The organism is Vibrio ponticus, assembly GCF_009938225.1.
Classification (GTDB): Bacteria; Pseudomonadota; Gammaproteobacteria; order Enterobacterales; family Vibrionaceae; genus Vibrio; species Vibrio ponticus.
This window is the reverse complement of the sequence record NZ_AP019658.1, coordinates 483,464-502,263: the sequence shown is the minus strand read 5'-3', so window position 1 is coordinate 502,263 and position 18,800 is coordinate 483,464. Positions and strand designations below refer to the sequence as shown.

16 protein-coding genes and 1 tRNA gene are annotated in these 18,800 nt (G+C 39.9%); 4 read left to right on the top strand and 13 right to left on the bottom strand.

Annotated elements, in window-relative coordinates:
- Positions 1-3 precede the first annotated feature (3 nt).
- Both GZN30_RS16725 and GZN30_RS16720 read right to left on the bottom strand, forming a co-directional pair.
- Complete coding sequence (locus GZN30_RS16725; RefSeq protein ID WP_075652409.1) at positions 4-291, bottom strand: hypothetical protein; 288 nt, start codon at positions 289-291, stop codon at positions 4-6.
- A gap of 294 nt (positions 292-585) precedes the next feature.
- Positions 586-2,913: a glycoside hydrolase family 2 protein gene (locus GZN30_RS16720; protein WP_075652410.1), complete on the bottom strand. Its 2,328-nt coding sequence runs from the start codon at positions 2,911-2,913 to the stop codon at positions 586-588.
- A gap of 92 nt (positions 2,914-3,005) precedes the next feature.
- Between GZN30_RS16720 and GZN30_RS16715 the strand changes: the two genes are divergently transcribed.
- Positions 3,006-4,298, top strand: coding sequence for a helix-turn-helix domain-containing protein (locus GZN30_RS16715; RefSeq protein ID WP_075652411.1), 1,293 nt, complete (start codon positions 3,006-3,008; stop codon positions 4,296-4,298).
- A gap of 96 nt (positions 4,299-4,394) precedes the next feature.
- Here GZN30_RS16715 and GZN30_RS16710 read toward each other — a convergent pair whose 3' ends face one another.
- From GZN30_RS16710 to GZN30_RS16695, 4 genes are all read right to left on the bottom strand, one after another.
- Positions 4,395-5,111 (bottom strand): helix-turn-helix transcriptional regulator, encoded by a 717-nt coding sequence (locus GZN30_RS16710; protein WP_075652412.1) that lies wholly within the window; start codon positions 5,109-5,111, stop codon positions 4,395-4,397.
- Positions 5,077-5,832, bottom strand: a complete 756-nt coding sequence (locus GZN30_RS16705) for an EAL domain-containing protein (protein ID WP_075652413.1) — start codon at positions 5,830-5,832, stop codon at positions 5,077-5,079. The genes GZN30_RS16710 and GZN30_RS16705 overlap by 35 nt, the downstream gene beginning before the upstream one ends.
- Before the next feature lie 539 nt (positions 5,833-6,371).
- Positions 6,372-7,820 (bottom strand): molybdate ABC transporter ATP-binding protein ModF, encoded by a 1,449-nt coding sequence (gene modF, locus GZN30_RS16700; protein WP_075652414.1) that lies wholly within the window; start codon positions 7,818-7,820, stop codon positions 6,372-6,374.
- A 427-nt stretch (positions 7,821-8,247) separates the two neighbouring features.
- Positions 8,248-9,126, bottom strand: coding sequence for a DUF6602 domain-containing protein (locus GZN30_RS16695; protein ID WP_161987083.1), 879 nt, complete (start codon positions 9,124-9,126; stop codon positions 8,248-8,250).
- A gap of 375 nt (positions 9,127-9,501) precedes the next feature.
- On the opposite strand from GZN30_RS16695, the gene GZN30_RS16690 reads away from it, so the two are divergent.
- The gene (locus tag GZN30_RS16690) at positions 9,502-10,458 is read left to right on the top strand and encodes an IS110 family RNA-guided transposase (protein ID WP_075650306.1); all 957 of its coding nucleotides are present in this window, start codon (positions 9,502-9,504) and stop codon (positions 10,456-10,458) included.
- A gap of 32 nt (positions 10,459-10,490) precedes the next feature.
- On the opposite strand, the gene GZN30_RS16685 is transcribed toward GZN30_RS16690, so the two are convergent.
- From GZN30_RS16685 to GZN30_RS16665, 5 genes are all read right to left on the bottom strand, one after another.
- Positions 10,491-11,381: a DUF4435 domain-containing protein gene (locus GZN30_RS16685; RefSeq protein WP_075647789.1), complete on the bottom strand. Its 891-nt coding sequence runs from the start codon at positions 11,379-11,381 to the stop codon at positions 10,491-10,493.
- A gap of 11 nt (positions 11,382-11,392) precedes the next feature.
- Positions 11,393-12,739, bottom strand: coding sequence for an AAA family ATPase (locus GZN30_RS16680; RefSeq protein WP_075647790.1), 1,347 nt, complete (start codon positions 12,737-12,739; stop codon positions 11,393-11,395).
- Positions 12,740-12,905: 166 nt separating this feature from the next.
- On the bottom strand, positions 12,906-13,586 hold the full coding sequence (locus GZN30_RS16675) for a hypothetical protein (protein ID WP_075647791.1): 681 nt from the start codon (positions 13,584-13,586) through the stop codon (positions 12,906-12,908).
- A 99-nt stretch (positions 13,587-13,685) separates the two neighbouring features.
- A protein-coding gene (locus GZN30_RS16670; RefSeq protein ID WP_139312237.1) for an IS3 family transposase occupies positions 13,686-14,845 on the bottom strand; the annotation gives its coding sequence in 2 pieces (ribosomal slippage) (positions 13,686-14,587 and positions 14,587-14,845; 1,161 coding nt in all).
- Between the two features lie 752 nt (positions 14,846-15,597).
- Positions 15,598-15,688, bottom strand: a tRNA-Ser gene (locus GZN30_RS16665).
- A gap of 317 nt (positions 15,689-16,005) precedes the next feature.
- On the opposite strand from GZN30_RS16665, the gene GZN30_RS16660 reads away from it, so the two are divergent.
- A complete protein-coding gene (locus GZN30_RS16660) occupies positions 16,006-16,683 on the top strand; it encodes a MaoC family dehydratase (RefSeq protein WP_075648831.1) in 678 nt (225 codons plus the stop codon).
- Between the two features lie 110 nt (positions 16,684-16,793).
- Here GZN30_RS16660 and GZN30_RS16655 read toward each other — a convergent pair whose 3' ends face one another.
- Entirely contained in the window at positions 16,794-17,609 is an 816-nt protein-coding gene (locus GZN30_RS16655; RefSeq protein ID WP_075648830.1) for a phosphate ABC transporter substrate-binding protein, read from the bottom strand.
- A gap of 189 nt (positions 17,610-17,798) precedes the next feature.
- Between GZN30_RS16655 and GZN30_RS16650 the strand changes: the two genes are divergently transcribed.
- Complete coding sequence (locus GZN30_RS16650; RefSeq protein ID WP_075648829.1) at positions 17,799-18,152, top strand: DUF3024 domain-containing protein; 354 nt, start codon at positions 17,799-17,801, stop codon at positions 18,150-18,152.
- Here the strand turns inward: GZN30_RS16650 and GZN30_RS16645 are convergent.
- The gene (locus GZN30_RS16645; RefSeq protein ID WP_075648828.1) at positions 18,149-18,793 is read right to left on the bottom strand and encodes a TetR/AcrR family transcriptional regulator; all 645 of its coding nucleotides are present in this window, start codon (positions 18,791-18,793) and stop codon (positions 18,149-18,151) included. The two genes, GZN30_RS16650 and GZN30_RS16645, sit on opposite strands and share 4 nt — an antisense overlap.
- Positions 18,794-18,800 lie beyond the last annotated feature (7 nt).

Here is an 18,800-nt window from a genome sequence, read left to right as displayed (position 1 = left end):
ACATCAAAAATAGGCGATTTTCTCACCGATTTGTTTTTCGACAGCATATCGCGTCATCTCACCATACTGTCGATCTTGAGCACAAACATTTTGTTCAAGCTCACTCGCTTTGATGCGGTCATCAATTTCACTTTGCATCGCATCAACATATGTTGGTGTTTCATTGCCATACCCAGAGACAAAGCAAAGCTCGTAATTCGACATCACTTTAGCTTGCTCAGTATAGGTAGAACTGCAACCGGTTAGAGCAAGGGATGCAGCGATGATGAAAAAATAAGTTTTTGTAAACACAGCACGCTCCTTGTGGTGATCTATCAAAGCAAAAAAATGCTTTATTATTCTAAATATCATATAGTTAAACTCTTTACTTTAACTAGAGAGAAACATCGATTTGTTGGAGAGCTCATCGATACCTCTCTAGATACAGTGTAGCATCTTTTAAAATAATGAAAGGGCAGAGCGTCAATTTGCGCCTAGTAGAGATAAACTTTAAGGTTAAAATAATGACCATTGCGCAATGTATACAATGGTCGGTTTTAAAGCAGACCAAGCACCGGAGCGATGCTTGGCTAAACATCAATCGTTTTACACTAATTCGATACTTTTTCTCACTTTATTCAGTCGACTATTAAAGTGTTGAACCAGTTTTTGCGGGAACAAGTCTGGTTTAAACTCGATGATCATCTCGAATGCAATCCCCTTAATCATCTCCGCTTTATCGCTTTCTAATAAAGGCTTGAATAGCTCTTCCATTATTTCACGACCTTGCTCTTCCTTAAGAATGTCACACACTCTATCTTTTATTGATAGGTAACCTTCTGGGAACTCCAGAGCCGGTAATTGAGCATCCTCGACCCCATCGCTAAACCAGTTGCGAACGTTTTCGTCACCATTATCTGATTTAAATAGGCTCTCCATAATACCCGCAGATTCACCCTTAGGTAGAATGTAGTCTTGATTAGCCTCAGCCACTTTTCGAAATTCAACGCGATCACTGATACCTGACGCTGTCGCAACTACCTGGTTGTAGCCCGCTTCTAAACTGACATCAAACAAGTAAATTGTCTGACTGCCCGTTCCCTTACGCTCTTTAAGCGCGACTGGATTGCCATTGCAAGTCAGCGTTAAATCTTCTTGGTTACAATAAACTTTGACGGTAATTGTATCGAGATGACGATCTTTAAAGCGTTTAGAGGTAATGTGAACAACTGGTTCATCACTCCACACTGACTTGTAGAAATAAAACGCATCTTTCTTAATCGCGCGATCAAACGTCACTAAGCCCTTGTTGTTACGCCCTTTAACGCCACCTTCATCGCGAAAATCTGACCCAAAATCAAAAAAGTTCCACACATAACTTCCCCACATGAAGTCATAGCGATTGAATATCTCAAGCACTTCTTCATGATACTTGGCATGGAACTCTTCACTGTAATCATTAACTTTCGGCTCTTCGCTATGCCACTTGATAATACCTTCAGCGCCATACTCTGAGTAACCTAAACTGCTGTTTGGATTTTTGGCTCGGAATGCTTGAATAAACGTGTCATACCCTGACGTCTCTCCCATATACCAGCCATGGTATTGGTTGAATGCCACTGTATCTGTTGCGAAGTTCGCCGGGTTATCTTCACGAATCATCATCACTTGTGCTTGCGTCGTTAAGCGAGTGGTATCTTCTTCTTTTACTACAGCATGCATCTGTTCCACGATATCAAGTAGAGGACGCTCATCCGGCATAATACCAATTTCATTTTGAACTCCCCAAAGGATGATCGATGAATGGTTGTAAGCTTGACGGATTAGCTCTCGCATTTGGCTGATAGCGTTTGTCGCTTCACGGTCTGTCGACGAAGTTTTAGTAATGTAAGGAGGCTCTGCCCAAGTGAGCATACCGGCTTCATCACATAAATCGTAGAAGAAATCACTATGCTGATAGTGAGCAAGACGAATTGAGTTCGCACCCACTTCTTTGATTAGCTCCATATCCTGAATTTGATGACTTTGAGTCAACGCATTTCCCACCGCTTCGCGATCTTGGTGGCGGCTAACTCCACGAATTTTGGTTGGCTTGCCGTTGAGTAGGAAGCCTTGGTCTTTATGAAACTCAAAATAACGTAAACCTGTTGGGATCACTAGGCTGTCTTTAAGCTCACCATTGACCGTTAAGTAAACTCGGCACTCATACAGATACGGGTTTTCGATTCCTTGCCAAAGAGTCGGATTATCAATCGTCAAGTTCACTAAAGTTTCATCGCCAGCAACCGCTGTGCAAGCTTCTGAAACTACGTTCTCTTTGCGATCAACAAATTGCACCAAGAGCTCTGCCGCTGCTGTACTGTGGTTAGTAACAAGAGCCTTAACTTCCAATTGTGCCTGTTTCTCTGTCACTTGACGCTGTGAAACATAAACACCACAAGAACCCATATCCATCAAATTAAAGTGAGTATCTTCAGCAATAACCAAGTTTACATCTCGGTAAATCCCACCATAAAACGTAAAGTCAGCCCAAAGCGGATAAACGTCTTCGATATGGGAGTTATCTACGCTAAGAATCAGCTCGTTATCACCTGGCTGTAAGTGTTTGGTAATATCATAACGAAACTTAGAGTAACCACCGCGATGCTCACCTAGCAATTCCCCGTTTAGGTAAGTATGAGAAATACTGTTTGCTGCGCCAACCTCAATAAAATAGCACTTCCCCTCTTCGACCGACTCAACATGCAGCGTTTTTTTATACCAACACAAGCCACGATGGTAGTTGTCACCACCATTTTGACCGTCAATCGCATTCCAGCAATGTGGAATCTGCACACCCTCTAATAGAGAGCCTTGATCCGCTTGGACTTGGTGCAAAGTTAAAGGCTGTTTTGTAAAAGACCAATCAGTGTTCAAATTAATATATTGAGTCATCTCATTCTCCGAGTAGATAGGCAATACAATGTTTATAAATCCCATACTACCTTCGAATTTCGAACCAAATAATCCACCAAATTGATATTTTGATGTACTATATTGACAGTATTCCGCAAAATTTTTCAAATATGTCGACGTTCACACAAGATCAAATTAAAAGCCACGCGAAAGTCATCGAGCAACTATTCCACTTAGAACTGCGTTTTCTGCAACGTGATATGAACATGAAAGAAGGCATGATCGGCTTTGCTCCAGCATTAGTCATCCAAGAGATTGAGCAATTGTTACGGATGACACTAGAGGAGCCACAAAACCAACAGGTAAAAATTCTGCAAGGGAATTTCCAGAACCTCTATTTCGCATTCCATCACCAAGAAACTGCGTTTTTGGTCGGTCCTTTTTGCCACGATAGCAATCATGATGATTACACATCGCAACTTGCACGCATTGACATGCCGATAGAGACTCGCTATCTACTGGATGCGTATTTACAAAAACGACTTATCTTGCAAACCGATGTCCTCGAATGTTTGGGGAAAGCGATTGGTGCGATTCTTATCAATCAAGATATCGTGGTAGAAAGTTTTAGCGCTGATAACCAAAACTCACTTGGTACAAAGTTTCAAGCTCTATACGCTTCACCGATAAATGCACAGCTAGATAAATACATACTCGAAGATGAGGTAGAAAAACGGTATGCCATCGAACACAAGCTATGTAGTGTTATTAGCAGTGGGGATTTAGTTTCTCTCGATGCACTATTGAAACAGGTCAATGGCAAACTGCGTATCCCTTCTCGAGTAAAAATCTCGGTAACCGATTGGCGCTATCTAGCTGTCACATTAAATTCGATTGGGGCACGCGCTTGCTTCCATGGCGGAGTCAGTGCCTCAATTGTTGATTACGTATCAAGTAGAAACATCAAGCTGATCGATCGCATTGATAACCTAGCTCAGTTTGAGCAATTACAGGCAACCGTAATGCGAGAGTATTGCCAAATTGTGCAGCGCTATAGCCTTAATCACTACTCAGCCCTGATTAAAAATAGCATTATCTTGTTAAGGCAAAACCTCAATCAGGATGCACAAGGGTTAGCAGCGCTTGCCGAGGAGTTAAATGTTTCAAAAGAACATCTCGCACGACAATTTAAAAAAGAGACGAAACAAACTATCAGTCAATATCGTAATCAACTCAGAATTGAAGAGTCACTGCCGTTTCTTGTCACTAAGCAACACAGCGTAGAGTCACTAGCAGAGCAGCTTGGCTTTTGCTCCACCGCCTATTACCGAAAAGTATTCAAACAAGTCATGGGCTGCACTCCCGCGACTTACTGCGAGAGAACACTACCTGAGATGGAGCGCCAATACAGGACTAACAAGTAAATTGTGCTAACACGAGAACTCATATTTCAGCCTCTCTGCAATGTCTTAATGAAAGCCATATTAGTTTTCATTAAGACATCTTCAAACCTTATCAATTTAACACTTACTCAAATTTCGACAATATGTAGGAGACATTCCATATTTTGCTTTGAATTTATTACCAAAATAAGAAGTGCTGTTAAAACCACTATTATATGAAATTTCACCAATTGAAAGTCGAGAACTTACTAATAACTCTTTTGCATACACTAACCTAATGTCTTGTATTAGCGCCGTAAAGGACGTTTTTTCAGCTCTGAGTGTTCGATACAAACTAGATTCAGACAAAAAGACTTGTGCACACACATCTTTAACGCCCCAATCTTTTCTTAGATCTTGAATGACTAACCTTTTAATCTTTTCAACTAGATCAGCTTTGTATTCTCTCGACCTACAAGTACGTGCAATTTCTAACCTAATATAATGGTTAAGAGCAGTTTCAATAAACATGATGTTAGCTAACTCTACTTGGTCCAATTCAGTAAAGGCGTTAACATAATCTGTTACCATACTTGATGAGTACCATACCTTTGACACATCATCATAGTATCGATGCACAGTGATAGTCGAACATCCAGTCCCATATAAAAAGCAATGGATTAACTTGTTCTTTGGTAAAGTGATCGCTTCTCCTTCAGTAACATTGATGACACATCCTTTATAGGAAATGATCCCCTTACAATTGAAAGAAACAACGTGCTTTCGTTTAAGCATGAGACTGGCTTGAAATTCGTTACTTTCAAATAGCCGAAATGTTTTTGATTTTATGCTCATTCTTAATTTCCTGGATTATTTCAGACCACTGTTTTGGAACAGAATGAAAATATCCTTGTGATAAGGAACCAGTAGCTTTAACGATTTGTGACTGCTCATAAGTTTCCACCCCTTCGAATATTAAACCTTTTTTAGTAAAAGGTGATAGAACATAAGTCAAAGCTTTTGCCGGCATTAATTCAATACTATTGAAATGCAAAAAGCTCTTATCAATTTTTATATAGTCCCAGTTGATAGTTCCTAGTGACAAGTTTGCTTGTTCATTATTAGAATGATAATCATCAAGCCAAAGCATAACCCCACAACTTTGCAGCGCTTTAATGTTATTTATAGTTTCAATGGCAGACGTATAACAATTTAACTCATTTATCTCTAGTGCAATCTTTACACCTTTAAAAAGCATAATATCATGTACAAATTGGTTGTCAGCTAAACATGACATATTAATATTCATCGAGATTGTTGATTTTATTTTTAATGACTTAGCTACTTGTAATTGGCTGATACAAATCTTCTTGATAAATTCATCGTCTACGTTTTCAAAAAAATCTTGATTACTATATATCTCACCTGACTGTGACGTAACGCGAGACAAAACTTCATAATAAATAGCTCTTTTTGTTTTTGGAGAGTATATAGGCTGAAACACATAGCTAATCACAGCATAGTCATCCTCTCTTGTTACAATCACCCCATCCGTTCTATTTATAAAATTATACATATCTCGATCCTGCAAGCCAAATCTGTGAACCTATACGCAATCATTTTATAGCTTACAAAATAACCGTTACCATGAATATAATTCTATGTTATAGCAGTTGACGTAAGAATGATATTTTCTTCGCTCATCGCCAATTTAATGACACCCGAAAATGTATTAATTTGACACAACCACAAACCAAATAAATCGACACGATTAAATTCATCGATCGTAAACCATTATTTAGATTACAACTTGTCATTGTAACATACGGAATGAAATAACAATTCAATCAATAAACAGGACTAAAGGTCATTAGTTACAAAACTAACAAGGCTACCTACACCAATGTAATAAATCTTAATTTCAATCGAGAAAGTGCTAATTTATCACATTAACCATCAACTAGAGCTTTCATTAAAATGAAAGCTAAATTGCCATGTTGATTCAAGAAAGGCGTATTTAAACTGGTCCTGTTAATTATAAATACTTCGGATTATCACAACCGTACCTAACCACTTCATTAGTTCGACGTGGTTTTTAGGTCAAGTACACCAGTATTATTCAGTGTAACCTTTATAACATTGAGCATTCTGATCAAACTGAAACTCAAGATAGTTTTGAATGCTGCTCAAACCATCTTCTTGGTAGTGGGAAACATAAAGCAATTGGCTCAAGTTCTCTTTTGCAATCAACTCTAGGGTATTTTTTACCAACACTCGCCCTAGATAGTCCAAACCTTGGTAAGGCTCATCCAAAATCAACAATGTTGGCTGCTTCACTATCGCTCTAGCAATCAGTAGTAAGCGCTGCTGACCATATTCCAGTTGTCTGAAGGACGTTTTCTCATATTGCCCCATGTGAAGAATCGTTAACCATTCTTTGGCAATATTGATTTCTCTTTTACTTGGTTGGGTATAGAGACCAATAGAGTCATAAAAACCCGATAGAATGACATCCAGTGCGCTGCAATTAACCCGATATTGAAGATGCAGAGCCGACGATACCATACCGATATGCTGCTTAATTTCCCATATCGTCTCACCACTGCCGCGCTTTTTACCAAAGATATGAATATCGTTACTGTAGCACTGCGGGTGATCACCAAATATCAACCCCAATAAGGTACTCTTGCCACATCCGTTTGGTCCTTTAACTTGCCAGTGCTGCCCTTTATCAATGCGCCAGTTCAAATCAGAAAAAATAGTTTTCTCGGTGTATTCCACTTTACCGTTTTTTAATTCAAAAATCGGATTATCAAAATGAGTCGAATGTTGATGCTGACGAATCAATGCCATCATTTCTTCACTTTGCTTCTCTGACTGAGATTTGATCTGCGCAATAATTGGGTGTTTATCCCAGCTTTGCTTATCCATAACGCTGTCCAATTTACCACCATTGAATAAGGCAATCTGCTCTATCCAATCCGGCATATCGGATTCACGCGAAAAGGTAATTAGCATCTGTACCGATTGAGATAACGCCTGGAGATAGCGAGCCAGTGATGCTCGGTGCTCAACATCTAACCCTGTAAACGGATTATCGAGTAGCACTAAGTCTGGCTGTGCTGCGAGCGCCCGTGCCAGCATCACGCGCCTTGTCTCACCCGTTGAAAGCACTCGAAACCCACTTTCAGATAAATGGGAAAGATCGAGTTCTTTAATCAGGTTTTGAGTCAAGGCATCATCTTGGCTAACTTCAAAGATCAGTTGGTATACTGAACTGCCTTGATCAATACGATCGAGAAAATCGGTATCGTCTTTTTCAATCTCCTGCTCTAGCAAGCGCTGCTGCTCAGATAAAGAGACCTGTGCAATATGGCAGCCTTCGATGTGTAGCTCACCGGAATCAGGCTTGATTTCACCACACAACAAGTCCCCCAGCATCGAACCAATATCGCCCTCAGAGCTAAAAATGCCCCAAGGTTGTCCCTGTTCAATGTACCAATCATCGATAGTGAGTGTTGAGCTGTTTTCCTTTGCAGTAAGCTGATGAAAATGAATCGGCATTGTGTCTATCTTCCATGATTTATTGTCGTTTTATTTGTTATACCAAGCTTACTGTTTCAAATGCCAATATTTGGCACGAGAAAACCCCACGCATTGGATAAAATGTGACCTGAAAAGAGAATGTGCATTTCACGATAAAGAAGTGAATAAAGGAAGTCTGGGCTACCCACATTCCTACAAAGGCTAAGAGAGTGTCGAGTGCGGCTAGCTTGGGGAAGAAATCTACAAGGGATTTAGGGTTTGTGGCAATTGTTGGCTGTATAAACAAGAAAACCCCAGCATTTCTGCTAGGGTTTTGAATGTAGCGAAGAATTGAAGTCGCACACGACTAGGGATTTGAGCCCAGCAGCTAAAAGACTATCTAACTAAAAATATTACGCGGAATTGTCGAAAAATGAACTATTGATGCCATAGTCTCTTGTTAGATTTACCTGCCATCGGAAAGAAGACGAAAATGTTCGACTCTAAATTTTACTGAAGCACCAATAGCCGAAAATAAACCTACATTATCACCAGCTTTACCTGAATGGAGAAAACTTATTTGATTATGAGCATGCACAGAAAAGAATTGAAGTGGGTATTGAAAATCATCTCCACTAACCGATATTTCATTATAATATGACTCATATTTGTCATGATAAACTTCATATTCTGGACTACCTTTCTCCTTAAACATTTCCATGTGAGAAAATGAGACAATAAATTTCCCTACTACACATATATTCATTGGTAATTCATTTAAGTGCTTCAAATCTAGCTGTTCTTGCAACTCTTCATTATCGAGTGCCCGATATAACTTAATAGGATCAAAGTTAGCTGTATATGCAAGAACACCACTATAATATGTTGTATCTTTAGTACGGCATACTTGAGCTGCTGCTTTAATATTTTTCAAAGCATCAATTAATGTACCATCCCAACGATACGCAGGATTGCGACCACCACCTAAAGGGTAATCCGCGTTTGTTAAGTTTGATTTATTAGGACTATATTTTTTATAGAATGTAAGTGTGGACTTAACTTCTACACAACCTAAAACAGCTTCAGGTCGTACTACAGAAAAATCATTGGTTTCTAACAACGCGGTATAGTTATCGTTATCATAAATAAGAATATCTATCTGTCTGCTCTGATCATCAGAGATCTTATTCTGATTGTTATTACCTGCAATAAAACCCGATTTAACTTGGAGTGATTTAGGTATAAATTTCCTAACAAAATCCTTTAATATTGATTCTCGATAACTTCCGATCGAAGGATTGTGACTGGTAAAAAGAGAAACTTTTTCTGCTTCAAGTAAAAGCACTTCTTGCTCTATCTGATAAAACCTACTTACACTCATAACTACCTTGTAAATCTAACGCCCAATTAAGGTGTGAAGCACGCTACCACATAACTCAATTGGAACACCGTAATCACTGGACCATCCTCAAACCCAAAATGCCAAGCGTGCTGAATCACTCTTAAATTGTTTGTATGGATAATAACCACTCAAATCGGGTAAGGCGAGACCCAGACTTTAGCTGCAACTAAAGTTCTTCTATCTGGTAGTTCGATTAAACGTTGGCTCCTCTAATGAGAGACCGGTAACAAGTACGAACGCCTGATAGAACTCCAAGCACCACACTCGAATAGTCTTCTGGGTCTCGAGCCCGCATTTGCAAGCAAGAGTTAGCTTATTATGAATACAGACACACTTCAAAACATTAATGTCGGCGTTGATACTGGCAAGTCACAATTAGACATTTACATCCGTCCACTCGATATTTACTTCACGGTTCCAAACACTGAGAAAGGTATCATCGATGCTATAAAAACCATTAGAAAACATCGGCCTCAAAGGGTCGTTATCGAAGCGACTGGTCGACTAGAAATGCCATTTATTCTAGCCTGTGACAAAGCCAATTTGCCTTATGTTATCGCCAACCCTTTGCATGTAAAAAGGTTCGCTGGCGCTATAGGTCAAAGAGCCAAGAACGACCGATTAGACGCGGCGCTTATTGCTCACTATGCCGAAGCCATTCAACCGAAACTCACTCAGTTAAAAAGCGAAAACATACGCTTAATGAGTGACTTAGTAACTAGACGCAATCAATTACTCTCGATGCAAACCATGGAGAAAAACAGAATACAAGTTCTACCCCAATCTCTTGCTTCTTCGATAAAACCCATCTTAACTGCACTCAAAAACCAGATAACCAAAATAGAAGAAAAGATAACAAAACTTATCGATACCTGCCCTGAGTACCAAGCCAAAAATGAGTTACTACAAAGCATGCCAGGAGTAGGAAAAATAGTCGCCGCTTCTATCATCAGTAACGTACCTGAACTCGGTTATATCACCAATAAACAAGCCTCTTCTCTCATTGGCGTTGCGCCAATAACAAGAGAAAGCGGTCGCCTCAAAGGTAAGCGAATGATCCAAGGTGGACGAGCTCAAGTGAGAACCGTTTTATACATGGCGATGATGTCGGCTATCCAGTGTAACCCCATTTTCAAAGCCACATATGAACGATTACTTGCGGTAGGAAAACCTAAAAAAGTGGCTATCGTTGCCTGCATGAGAAAGATGGTTGTGATACTAAATTCAATGCTAAGAGACGGTGTAATGTGGGATAAAAATAGCGCCAAAAATTAACTATTGACGCCATAGTCTCTTGTTAGGTGGTTTTATGGGGTTCTAATTATCGAGACACCCTGCTTTTTCTGCCATTCATCAATTTTTTCAAATAAATTAGAGCGTTGAAAGTAAGCATGACCATAACTCAAAGCTAGCATCTCTTCGACGGAATCTGAATCATTTAGCAGCTTGCTTTTCGACTTCAAACCTTTTGAACACACTATAAATAACACTTCACATAAATCATGCCCGTTAACTACTTCCCGCAAGTCCACTTGCAGCTCTTCCATAACAAGTTCTAACTTTAATTTGATTTCAGCTCTTGTGGCAACTTCCTTACCTCTATTCTTAGAGTATTCCCAAATAACATTTATCAGATTATCCACTCCTAGAAAATCAAATTTCTTGTCGCAAATTAATTTTTTAAATTTAAATTTATTACCTTCTGGTTTCTCTGGCTTAAAGCTCAAACCTAAATTGAAGCGTTTATTTGCCAACCTTAAACATGCCAACGGGAAACAAAGCTGATAAGCTAGGTCATAAATATCACCAATTTTTTCACTAAAGCTAGTAATATCATTATCGTTAGAAATGGAAACAATCCAGTCATTAAATGCATTGCTATTGACTATCATCCCTTCTGAGTCATGATAATCAGTTAGAAAAATCGACTTATTATAGCTTGCATCAAACTTAGGGTTATTAGGCATTCGAATAAAATCTGCATCCCTAATTCCTAATTTATTTTTAAACCCTCTCTCTTCCAAGATATCATAAACTTCACGCTGCTTATATTTACCAAAAGTAGGTTTTAATTTACAGGAGTCCCGATCAATAAACTTTCGATACAGTGTTATATCTTTTTTACCTTCGACCAACAGGTGGTAACCAGCGAAGGTTTTATCAAGTAGTATTGCGTTAGCTATTCTCTGAGGAGTCATTGATCTCTCCATTACTCAACCCCCACGAGCTCAACTTTCAGATCCCAGTTATCATCAATTATATCTGGAGAGTGAGTTGCAATGACTATTGTAACTTTATTCATTTCAGTCACATCTTTTAAGTCTTGAATAAATTTATTCTGCCATGAAATATGTAAGGACAATTCAGGTTCATCGATTAGGTACAAATCATTTTCTTTAGCTTCAAATATCAATTTGTAAAACAAAATCAGTTCATTTTGCTCACCTGATGATAGCTTTGAAGATGGTATATCAACATACTCCCCGACTTTATTCTTTATAACAGTCGACTTAAACACTAGTCCTTTCCCTTGCCTGATTTCTAGTGTTTTATGTTTAAACCTTTTATTAACAATACCCTTTAGGAGGATGATTTTATTTGCTAATGAATCAAAAGGGTCTAGTTTTTCATGGCTATCGTCAATGTATAACTTTAGTAACCCTACCAAGTCTTTTTGATTCTCTTTTATTTGTAAAATATCTGAGTCTTCAGAGTCAATTACCAACCCAATCGATGATAGAATTTTACGTCTTTGATCTAGCTTTATTAAAGCTGAATTTAAGTCTTCAAAAGTATCATTTGTGCCTTGTTTAAGTTTCTTAATAAGTCGATTTGGATATGTGCTGTCAAGAATTGATGTCGTATCAGCCGATTGCTTGGCAACTAAAGAAATCATCCGTTTTAGTTCGGCAGAACAACGCTGTACAGTGTTAACATAAGAATCACTTCCAGATTCTTTCGCTGTCATGACCCTTTGGGTTTCGATCAATTTAACATCAACGCTTTCTATACCATCGATAAACCATTTAGGAGGGTTTACCTCATCTTCACCATTCCAAAAAGAATGTTTCATCTTTTTCATTTGGATATAGTGATGCCTCCTTTCTAATTCATCAAAGTCGTCAAAATCAATAAATGAAGAATCTCGATCCATCATCCACCGATATTCTAGTTCTCGTTCTCGTAACTCTCTACGCCTTGCGATAGACGACATTGTTTTTCTTTTGTTTAGGCTTACACTTGATATCTTATGTTCTTTAACTTTCTTACTATCTTTGTTAGCCCTTGATATAAATAGCGAACTAGATTCACTAGTACCTTTTTTTGTTAAATACCAATTGTCACCATTATCAAATTTGAATGTGAATTTTGTAAAATCCAAACTATCAAAAAAACTGTATTTACCATCAAACAAAGCATTAACCGCTTCTAATATTACAGTTTTCCCTAAACCGTTCTCACCTATTACTATCGTAATCTGACCTTTCTGATTGAGAGGAATAACATGGTCGAATACGCCAAATAGTTTCTCTACTGCTATTTCCGTGATTTTCAAAACTATCTCCTAAAGTATAAATTATTAAAAACATTGTACCACCTAACGCTCAATTAAGGTGTGAACCACGCTACCACTGCACTCAAATTGGACGCCGAAAACACTAGACTTAACCCAAACCAAAACTGCCAAGCGTGGTGAATCACTCTTAAATTGTTTGTTAGTTTTATAGCTCTTCCGCAGTCAACTTCTTAGTTTGTCCGTACGTACTTTCCATTGCGATAATTAGCCTAGTTTTAATTTCTCGATACAGCTCTGTGTGAGAGTACTCTTGAAACTTGGCATTACCATCAATACCCGTTGGCACAATAAGACCTGAGCGCTCAAGTCGCTTCATCAAACCAATTAAGTACTTAGTCTCTAAACCTAGATGATCTGCTGCGAAGTAGTAAAATGAATCTGACGGGGTTCCGCCCATACCGAAGCCTTCATCTGTAATTTCCTCGAAATACTTGGCATATCGAGGATCTGTGCGCTTATCTATAATGTTTTCTAGGTGGTAACGCTCCAACAGATATAGTATATGGATCTCTCTGTCGGACAATTCACCTAAAATTGAAAACGTTTCAAAGAAAAAATCATCGGTTTCATCATTTTTTACATCAGCATCGAATGCCAGATATAAGTCTTTTAAAAGGTTTGCTTTTGCATAAGTGGACGCTTTATTTAAAGAGTCCACCAAGAGCGTAAACCTAAAAATTTCATGACTATCTTTACCTACTTCGTTTACATCTTTTTTCCCGCTAGCCAGATCGATAATTGCTTGGTCTGCTTTTCGGTTTGTTAACTTACTATTAACTATACTTAGAGCTGTAGTTGCTCCTTTAAGTATTGTCATTAACTCCATCGTATCTCCTTAAAACTAACAGTGTATTAGGCTGAATTCTCATTAATATACCCCAGCCGACACCTTACTTTTCAGTATTCTAAGGAAAATCTGTAGTGGTCAACAAATTCCGGACACAGATTTAAGCCGATTTTCGGTATTTACTGGTGACAGCCCATCATTTGCTTGATGAGGTCGTTGCCGATTGTAGTAGTCCATCAAGTAGTAGCTGATATCTTTCTTCGCTTGAACTTGAGTCAAATAACCCGTTGCTGGTACCCATTCAGTTTTCAGGCTTCTAAAGAGCCTCTCCATTGGAGCATTATCCCAACAGTTACCTCGACGACTCATGCTTTGAGTTATGCGATATCGCCAAAGTCTTTGACGAAATTTATGACTGCTGTATTGGCATCCTTGGTCTGAATGAAACATCACGTTCTTAGGTCGGCCTCGTTGCTCCCAAGCCATATCCAAGGCTTTAGAAGCTAATTCAGCATCAGGTTTATCCGATAGAGACCAACCCACGACGCGTCGACTAAATAGATCAAGTACTACGGCTAGATAACTCCACTTCGAACCTGACCAAATGTAAGTAATATCACCGCACCACACTCGATTCGGAGCAACCACAGAGAATTCACGGTTTAGCAGATTCGGGATATCCAGTCTCTCTGATTTTGCATGCTTATATCGATGCGAGCCTGGCTGTTTGCTTGTTAAACCGGCTTCTTGCATTATTTTCCGTACCTTAAATCGCCCGATTTCGATGTTTTCTGAACGAAGCATAGATACAAGAGCACGACTGCCAGCAGAACCTCGACTCATATTGAAAAGTTCTTTAATTCGACTAGCTAGCCGAATGCGATTAGCATCCGGCTTTCTTTGCTTAAATTCGTAGTAACAGGACGAAGCTACATTGAACAGCTCACAAAGCGTCTTGACCGATTCATACTCCCTCAACTGGTCAATTAGCGAGAACGTTCGAGTTCGTCCGACATTAAGAGAGCGGTGGCCTTTTTTAGTATAGATTTTTCTCTTTCCAACCGACTAATTTTGGCTTCTAATTCCTGGATTTTCTGTTGTTCAGGCGTGAGGGCTTTGGTTGTCGGAGTCGCACCACCACGCTCAATCTTGAGTTGATCGACCCATCGTCGTAAAGCTGTTTCCCCAACATCCATGGAGCGTGCTGCTTCTGGAATTGAATATCCTTGGTCAAGAACCAAGCTTGCAGCATCAATTTTGAATTCAGCAGAAAATGTACGTCGTTGTCGTTTTGTCATTGAACACCTCATTTATGGTGGAGACTTTACCACCTAATTTGGTATCCGGGATCATTAAACCACTACAATCCTTACGCAAAATCAACAAGTTGCACAAGCGCAAGGTTGCATCTGTGAGATTAACCTTCGGTGCAAAACGAGAATAGGGATTTATAGAGACCTCATAGAAAAGTCGACCATGGAGAAGATACCCATTTATTTCATAGGCTTACGAGATTTTACTAGGACAAAAACGAGAACTTTTGGCTTACTAATACGTATAGATTTACGTCGATAATTGGCGTTTCAATTATAACTGTATACGCTCGTTAGGCTCAGGTCTCGCCTTATGACTGCCATTAAACTCAACACGCCTATTTCAATCTTTCGACTTGATAATTTAAGACTCAGAAACGACGAAAGCCTGCAAATTTCTTCGCAGGTTTTCTGAATGTTGCTAAGTGAGGGGGACGCCTAGTCTGAGGTCGTACACGACTGGGATTTGAATTCCTTCACAAGTTTTTAGCATCTTAAAACGAGAAAACCCCAGTCTTTCGACTAGGGTTTTGAATGTGGCGGAGAGTTGGAGTCGCACACGACTAGGGATTTATGCTCGCGAGCGAGCACCCTTCGTTCCCTTGCCTTAAGTCGCCTCCGGTTGGCAACGCTTTTTCGCTTCACTCTAATGGACTCTTGCTACAGCTCTGAATCCAATATTTATTGGATTTCAGATAGCAAAAAGCCCGCTAGATGTTAGCGGGCTTTTTTGAATGTGGCGGAGAGATAGGGATTTGAACCCTAGATACGCTATTAACGTATGCCGGTTTTCAAGACCGGTGCTTTCAACCACTCAGCCATCTCTCCGTTGCGGGACGTATATTAGTGACAGCCGATCCGCTTGTAAAGCAATAATTTCTCGCTAATTGTTCAAGCGGTCACAAAGCAACCACCGCATTCTGCTATGCTTTATGTAAGTGACTGATATTTAGTCGCTGTAGTTAAGTAAAAACTCTAATCCATCACAATCTAATAAAATAGTGTTTTATTGTTATCTATATGAATATAAACAGATTTAATGGTTTTAGAGAACAGTTGTACGCCCGAAAGTCATTGCAGATATTTGTGAGTTGCTTCAAAATTAGTGCAATTAGCGTAGGCTACCCAATTTTTCTGAGGTTTTTATGAAAGTCGCAGACTTGTTTAAACATCGTAGTGAACACAATTCCAAGCATCAATCTGAATTTATGCAATGGATGTCCCCTGCTGTACGTGAGTACTGGGGTGAGTTCCTGAATAAGGCGAACAACCGCCACCTATTCACTAGGTTGCGTGATCTTCAGCAGCCAGCAGTTAACGATGAGCCGCCTCAACCAAAACCAATTGAAATGAAGCCAGAAGCGCAAGCGCTTTATATGGATTTGGAACAGAAAATTGATACTGTGATTCACACTGGTGAATGGGTACACGTCTCTCAAGAGCGTATCAACCAATTTGGTCAAGTGACTGAAGATATGCAATGGATTCACACTGATCCTGAGCGCGCTGCCGCTGAATCACCTTTTAAAACCACAATTGCACACGGTTTTCTAACATTGGCTCTGCTACCAAAAATGACCGATAGCGTTGATCCGGAGAACACTCTGTTCCCTACGGCGAAAATGGTGGTAAACCTTGGTCTTAACCAAGTGCGTTTCCCTTACCCAGTCAAAGCGGGTAATAACGTTCGCGCAGTGAGCACCCTTTCTAAAGTAACACCAATTAAGAAAGGTTTAGAGATTGAGCGTGAAATCAAAGTTGAGATTGAAGGCGTTCGCCGCCCAGCAGCAGTAGTCGTATCGGTTATTCAACTGCATTTCTAATGCCGCGAAGCAAACACTGAGAAAACTCAGCGACACATTTTTAAAGGAGAGCAAATCATGCTCTCCTTTTTTATTGCTTGTTGTCCAAGTTAGGCTAACCGCACATCCCGTTATTTAGTAGCTATATAGCCATACTCATTGATCAGCTGTTTCGCTTGTGCACTATCAAGATAGTCAACGAAATCCTTTGATTGCGCATCTAATTTTTCAGTTTTGTACAGTACCAAGAATGGACGAGCCAATTCATAGCTACTGGTCATGATGTTTTTATTGGTTGGCTCAACCCCTTCAAAGTTAATCGCTTTAACCGAGCTATCGACAGAGCCGACCGAAACAAAGCCAATCGCTTGGTCGTTATGGTTAACCAGTGTTTTTACCATGCTGTTACTGTTTACCACTAAATTATCTGGGTTAACATCTGAAACCATTTGACCATTCACCATTTTGGTTAAGCCAAGCAAGCTCTCAAAGCTGTATTGTGAGCCAGAAGAAGCTTCACGCGTTACCACCGCGATCTCTTGATCAGCACCACCTAGCTGTTTCCAGTTGGTAATCTTACCTTTGTACACATCATAGAGTTGCTCGCGAGTAATATTTGTCACTGAGTTCGATTGATGCACAATCACGGCTAAACCATCCATCGCGATAGTTTGTACTGTCAGTGACTCATCCAGCTCACTTTCGGTAAGATAACGTGAGCTCATACCAAGCTCCGCGACGCCCTTTTTCACTAACGTGATGCCTGCTGTCGACCCAATGCCCTGCACTGCTATGTAAGTCTCCGGGTGAGATTGGTTATATTGCTCGGCTAGCACATCCATTACGCGCGCAACAGAAGTCGAACCTGAAACATTAATTTCGCTGGCTGATGCAGAAAGTGTCCAAAAAGGTAGGGTGATAAGCGCAGCAAAGGCGACTCGTAACATAGGTTTCTCCAAATACTAAAGCGGTTCAGTGAAGTTATGAACGCTCTTCTAATACTTAGTTAGAAATAGAGTCGTTCACAAAACAGCCTTAGCATATGGCGGTTTGATGACAATTTTGTGAAAGGGGGTGCAGACGCCATCAAATCTAAGCCATACTATAACAAGAGTGACCGTTGTTCTGGAGATGACATGGGGTTAGTAAGTTTACTACAGCGCCAGGTGGAAAGCCGCGCTGAAACTATCTGTCGTTGCCGCAATCAAAACCTTCCAGCTGAATTAGGTAAGGCGAGTTTCGAGCCGATCAGTAATGGCGTGGTGTTCTTTAAACAGCACTACTTATTGGATTCCGCCCACTGCGACTACACCTCACAAGTAGCCAAAATATTGTGGGATGACGAGTCCAGTTTGTGGTGTCTGTACATGGCTGATGAACAGGATGATGAGATTTGGCTCCCCTATCCGTTTTTGCCCCAGAGTATTGACCTCACCGCCCTGATGCGCGAGATCGATAAAGATCCAAAGTCGCTGTTTTGGGATGACTAAATGGCTTGCTGTGGCGTTTGGAACATCCCCTGCGTCAACAATTTAATATTATGCTCCAATAACTGCTCTAAAAAGTCATCACTCAGCTGTACGCCATGTATGGCTAGCATTGATGGTGGAGCAACAAATGGAAACACCATCAGCGAAATAAATGACACTCGACATAAATTCGCATCAAGATCGCTACGTATTACCCCTTTTTCAAGTAATTTATCAAACATTACGGTTTGAATTGGTTTCGCGATATCTGCGATGACCTTTTCTAATAAGCGGCGCTGTACCATCGATTCGGGCATATTCATCACTTGCAAAATCAAACGAGGAAACTGCGGATTTTTGCTCATCTCTTGATAATAAGTGCGCATAATACTGACTAAATTACCCTGACTGATTTCCTTCTGCAAATTCCCCATACGCTGGTTAATCGGCTCTAAGGTTTCTCGTAGCATGGTTTCAAACAAGCCTTCTTTATTGCCAAAGTAATAGCGAATCAATGAGCTATCCACTTGCGCTTTGCTGGCTAGTAAACGAATCGAAACTTTGTCATACGCCATGACGATAAAAAGATCTCGAGCTGCTGCAATTAACTTGTCGCGCGCCTGAGTCTTATTACTCGGTCTGCCTACTTTACGTTTATTCATGCACTTA

What these genes read in the sequence shown, in the direction of transcription:
- GZN30_RS16705 (WP_075652413.1), bottom strand. Translation starts at nt 5,832, where the DNA reads ATGTATAATTTTATAAATAGAACGGATGGGGTGATTGTAACAAGAGAG.
- GZN30_RS16690 (WP_075650306.1), top strand. Translation starts at nt 9,502, where the DNA reads ATGAATACAGACACACTTCAAAACATTAATGTCGGCGTTGATACTGGC.
- GZN30_RS16715 (WP_075652411.1), top strand. Translation starts at nt 3,006, where the DNA reads ATGTACTATATTGACAGTATTCCGCAAAATTTTTCAAATATGTCGACG.
- GZN30_RS16655 (WP_075648830.1), bottom strand. Translation starts at nt 17,609, where the DNA reads ATGTTACGAGTCGCCTTTGCTGCGCTTATCACCCTACCTTTTTGGACA.
- GZN30_RS16645 (WP_075648828.1), bottom strand. Translation starts at nt 18,793, where the DNA reads ATGAATAAACGTAAAGTAGGCAGACCGAGTAATAAGACTCAGGCGCGC.
- GZN30_RS16685 (WP_075647789.1), bottom strand. Translation starts at nt 11,381, where the DNA reads ATGACTCCTCAGAGAATAGCTAACGCAATACTACTTGATAAAACCTTC.
- GZN30_RS16710 (WP_075652412.1), bottom strand. Translation starts at nt 5,111, where the DNA reads ATGAGCATAAAATCAAAAACATTTCGGCTATTTGAAAGTAACGAATTT.
- GZN30_RS16650 (WP_075648829.1), top strand. Translation starts at nt 17,799, where the DNA reads ATGGGGTTAGTAAGTTTACTACAGCGCCAGGTGGAAAGCCGCGCTGAA.
- modF (WP_075652414.1), bottom strand. Translation starts at nt 7,820, where the DNA reads ATGCCGATTCATTTTCATCAGCTTACTGCAAAGGAAAACAGCTCAACA.
- GZN30_RS16660 (WP_075648831.1), top strand. Translation starts at nt 16,006, where the DNA reads ATGAAAGTCGCAGACTTGTTTAAACATCGTAGTGAACACAATTCCAAG.
- GZN30_RS16720 (WP_075652410.1), bottom strand. Translation starts at nt 2,913, where the DNA reads ATGACTCAATATATTAATTTGAACACTGATTGGTCTTTTACAAAACAG.
- GZN30_RS16675 (WP_075647791.1), bottom strand. Translation starts at nt 13,586, where the DNA reads ATGGAGTTAATGACAATACTTAAAGGAGCAACTACAGCTCTAAGTATA.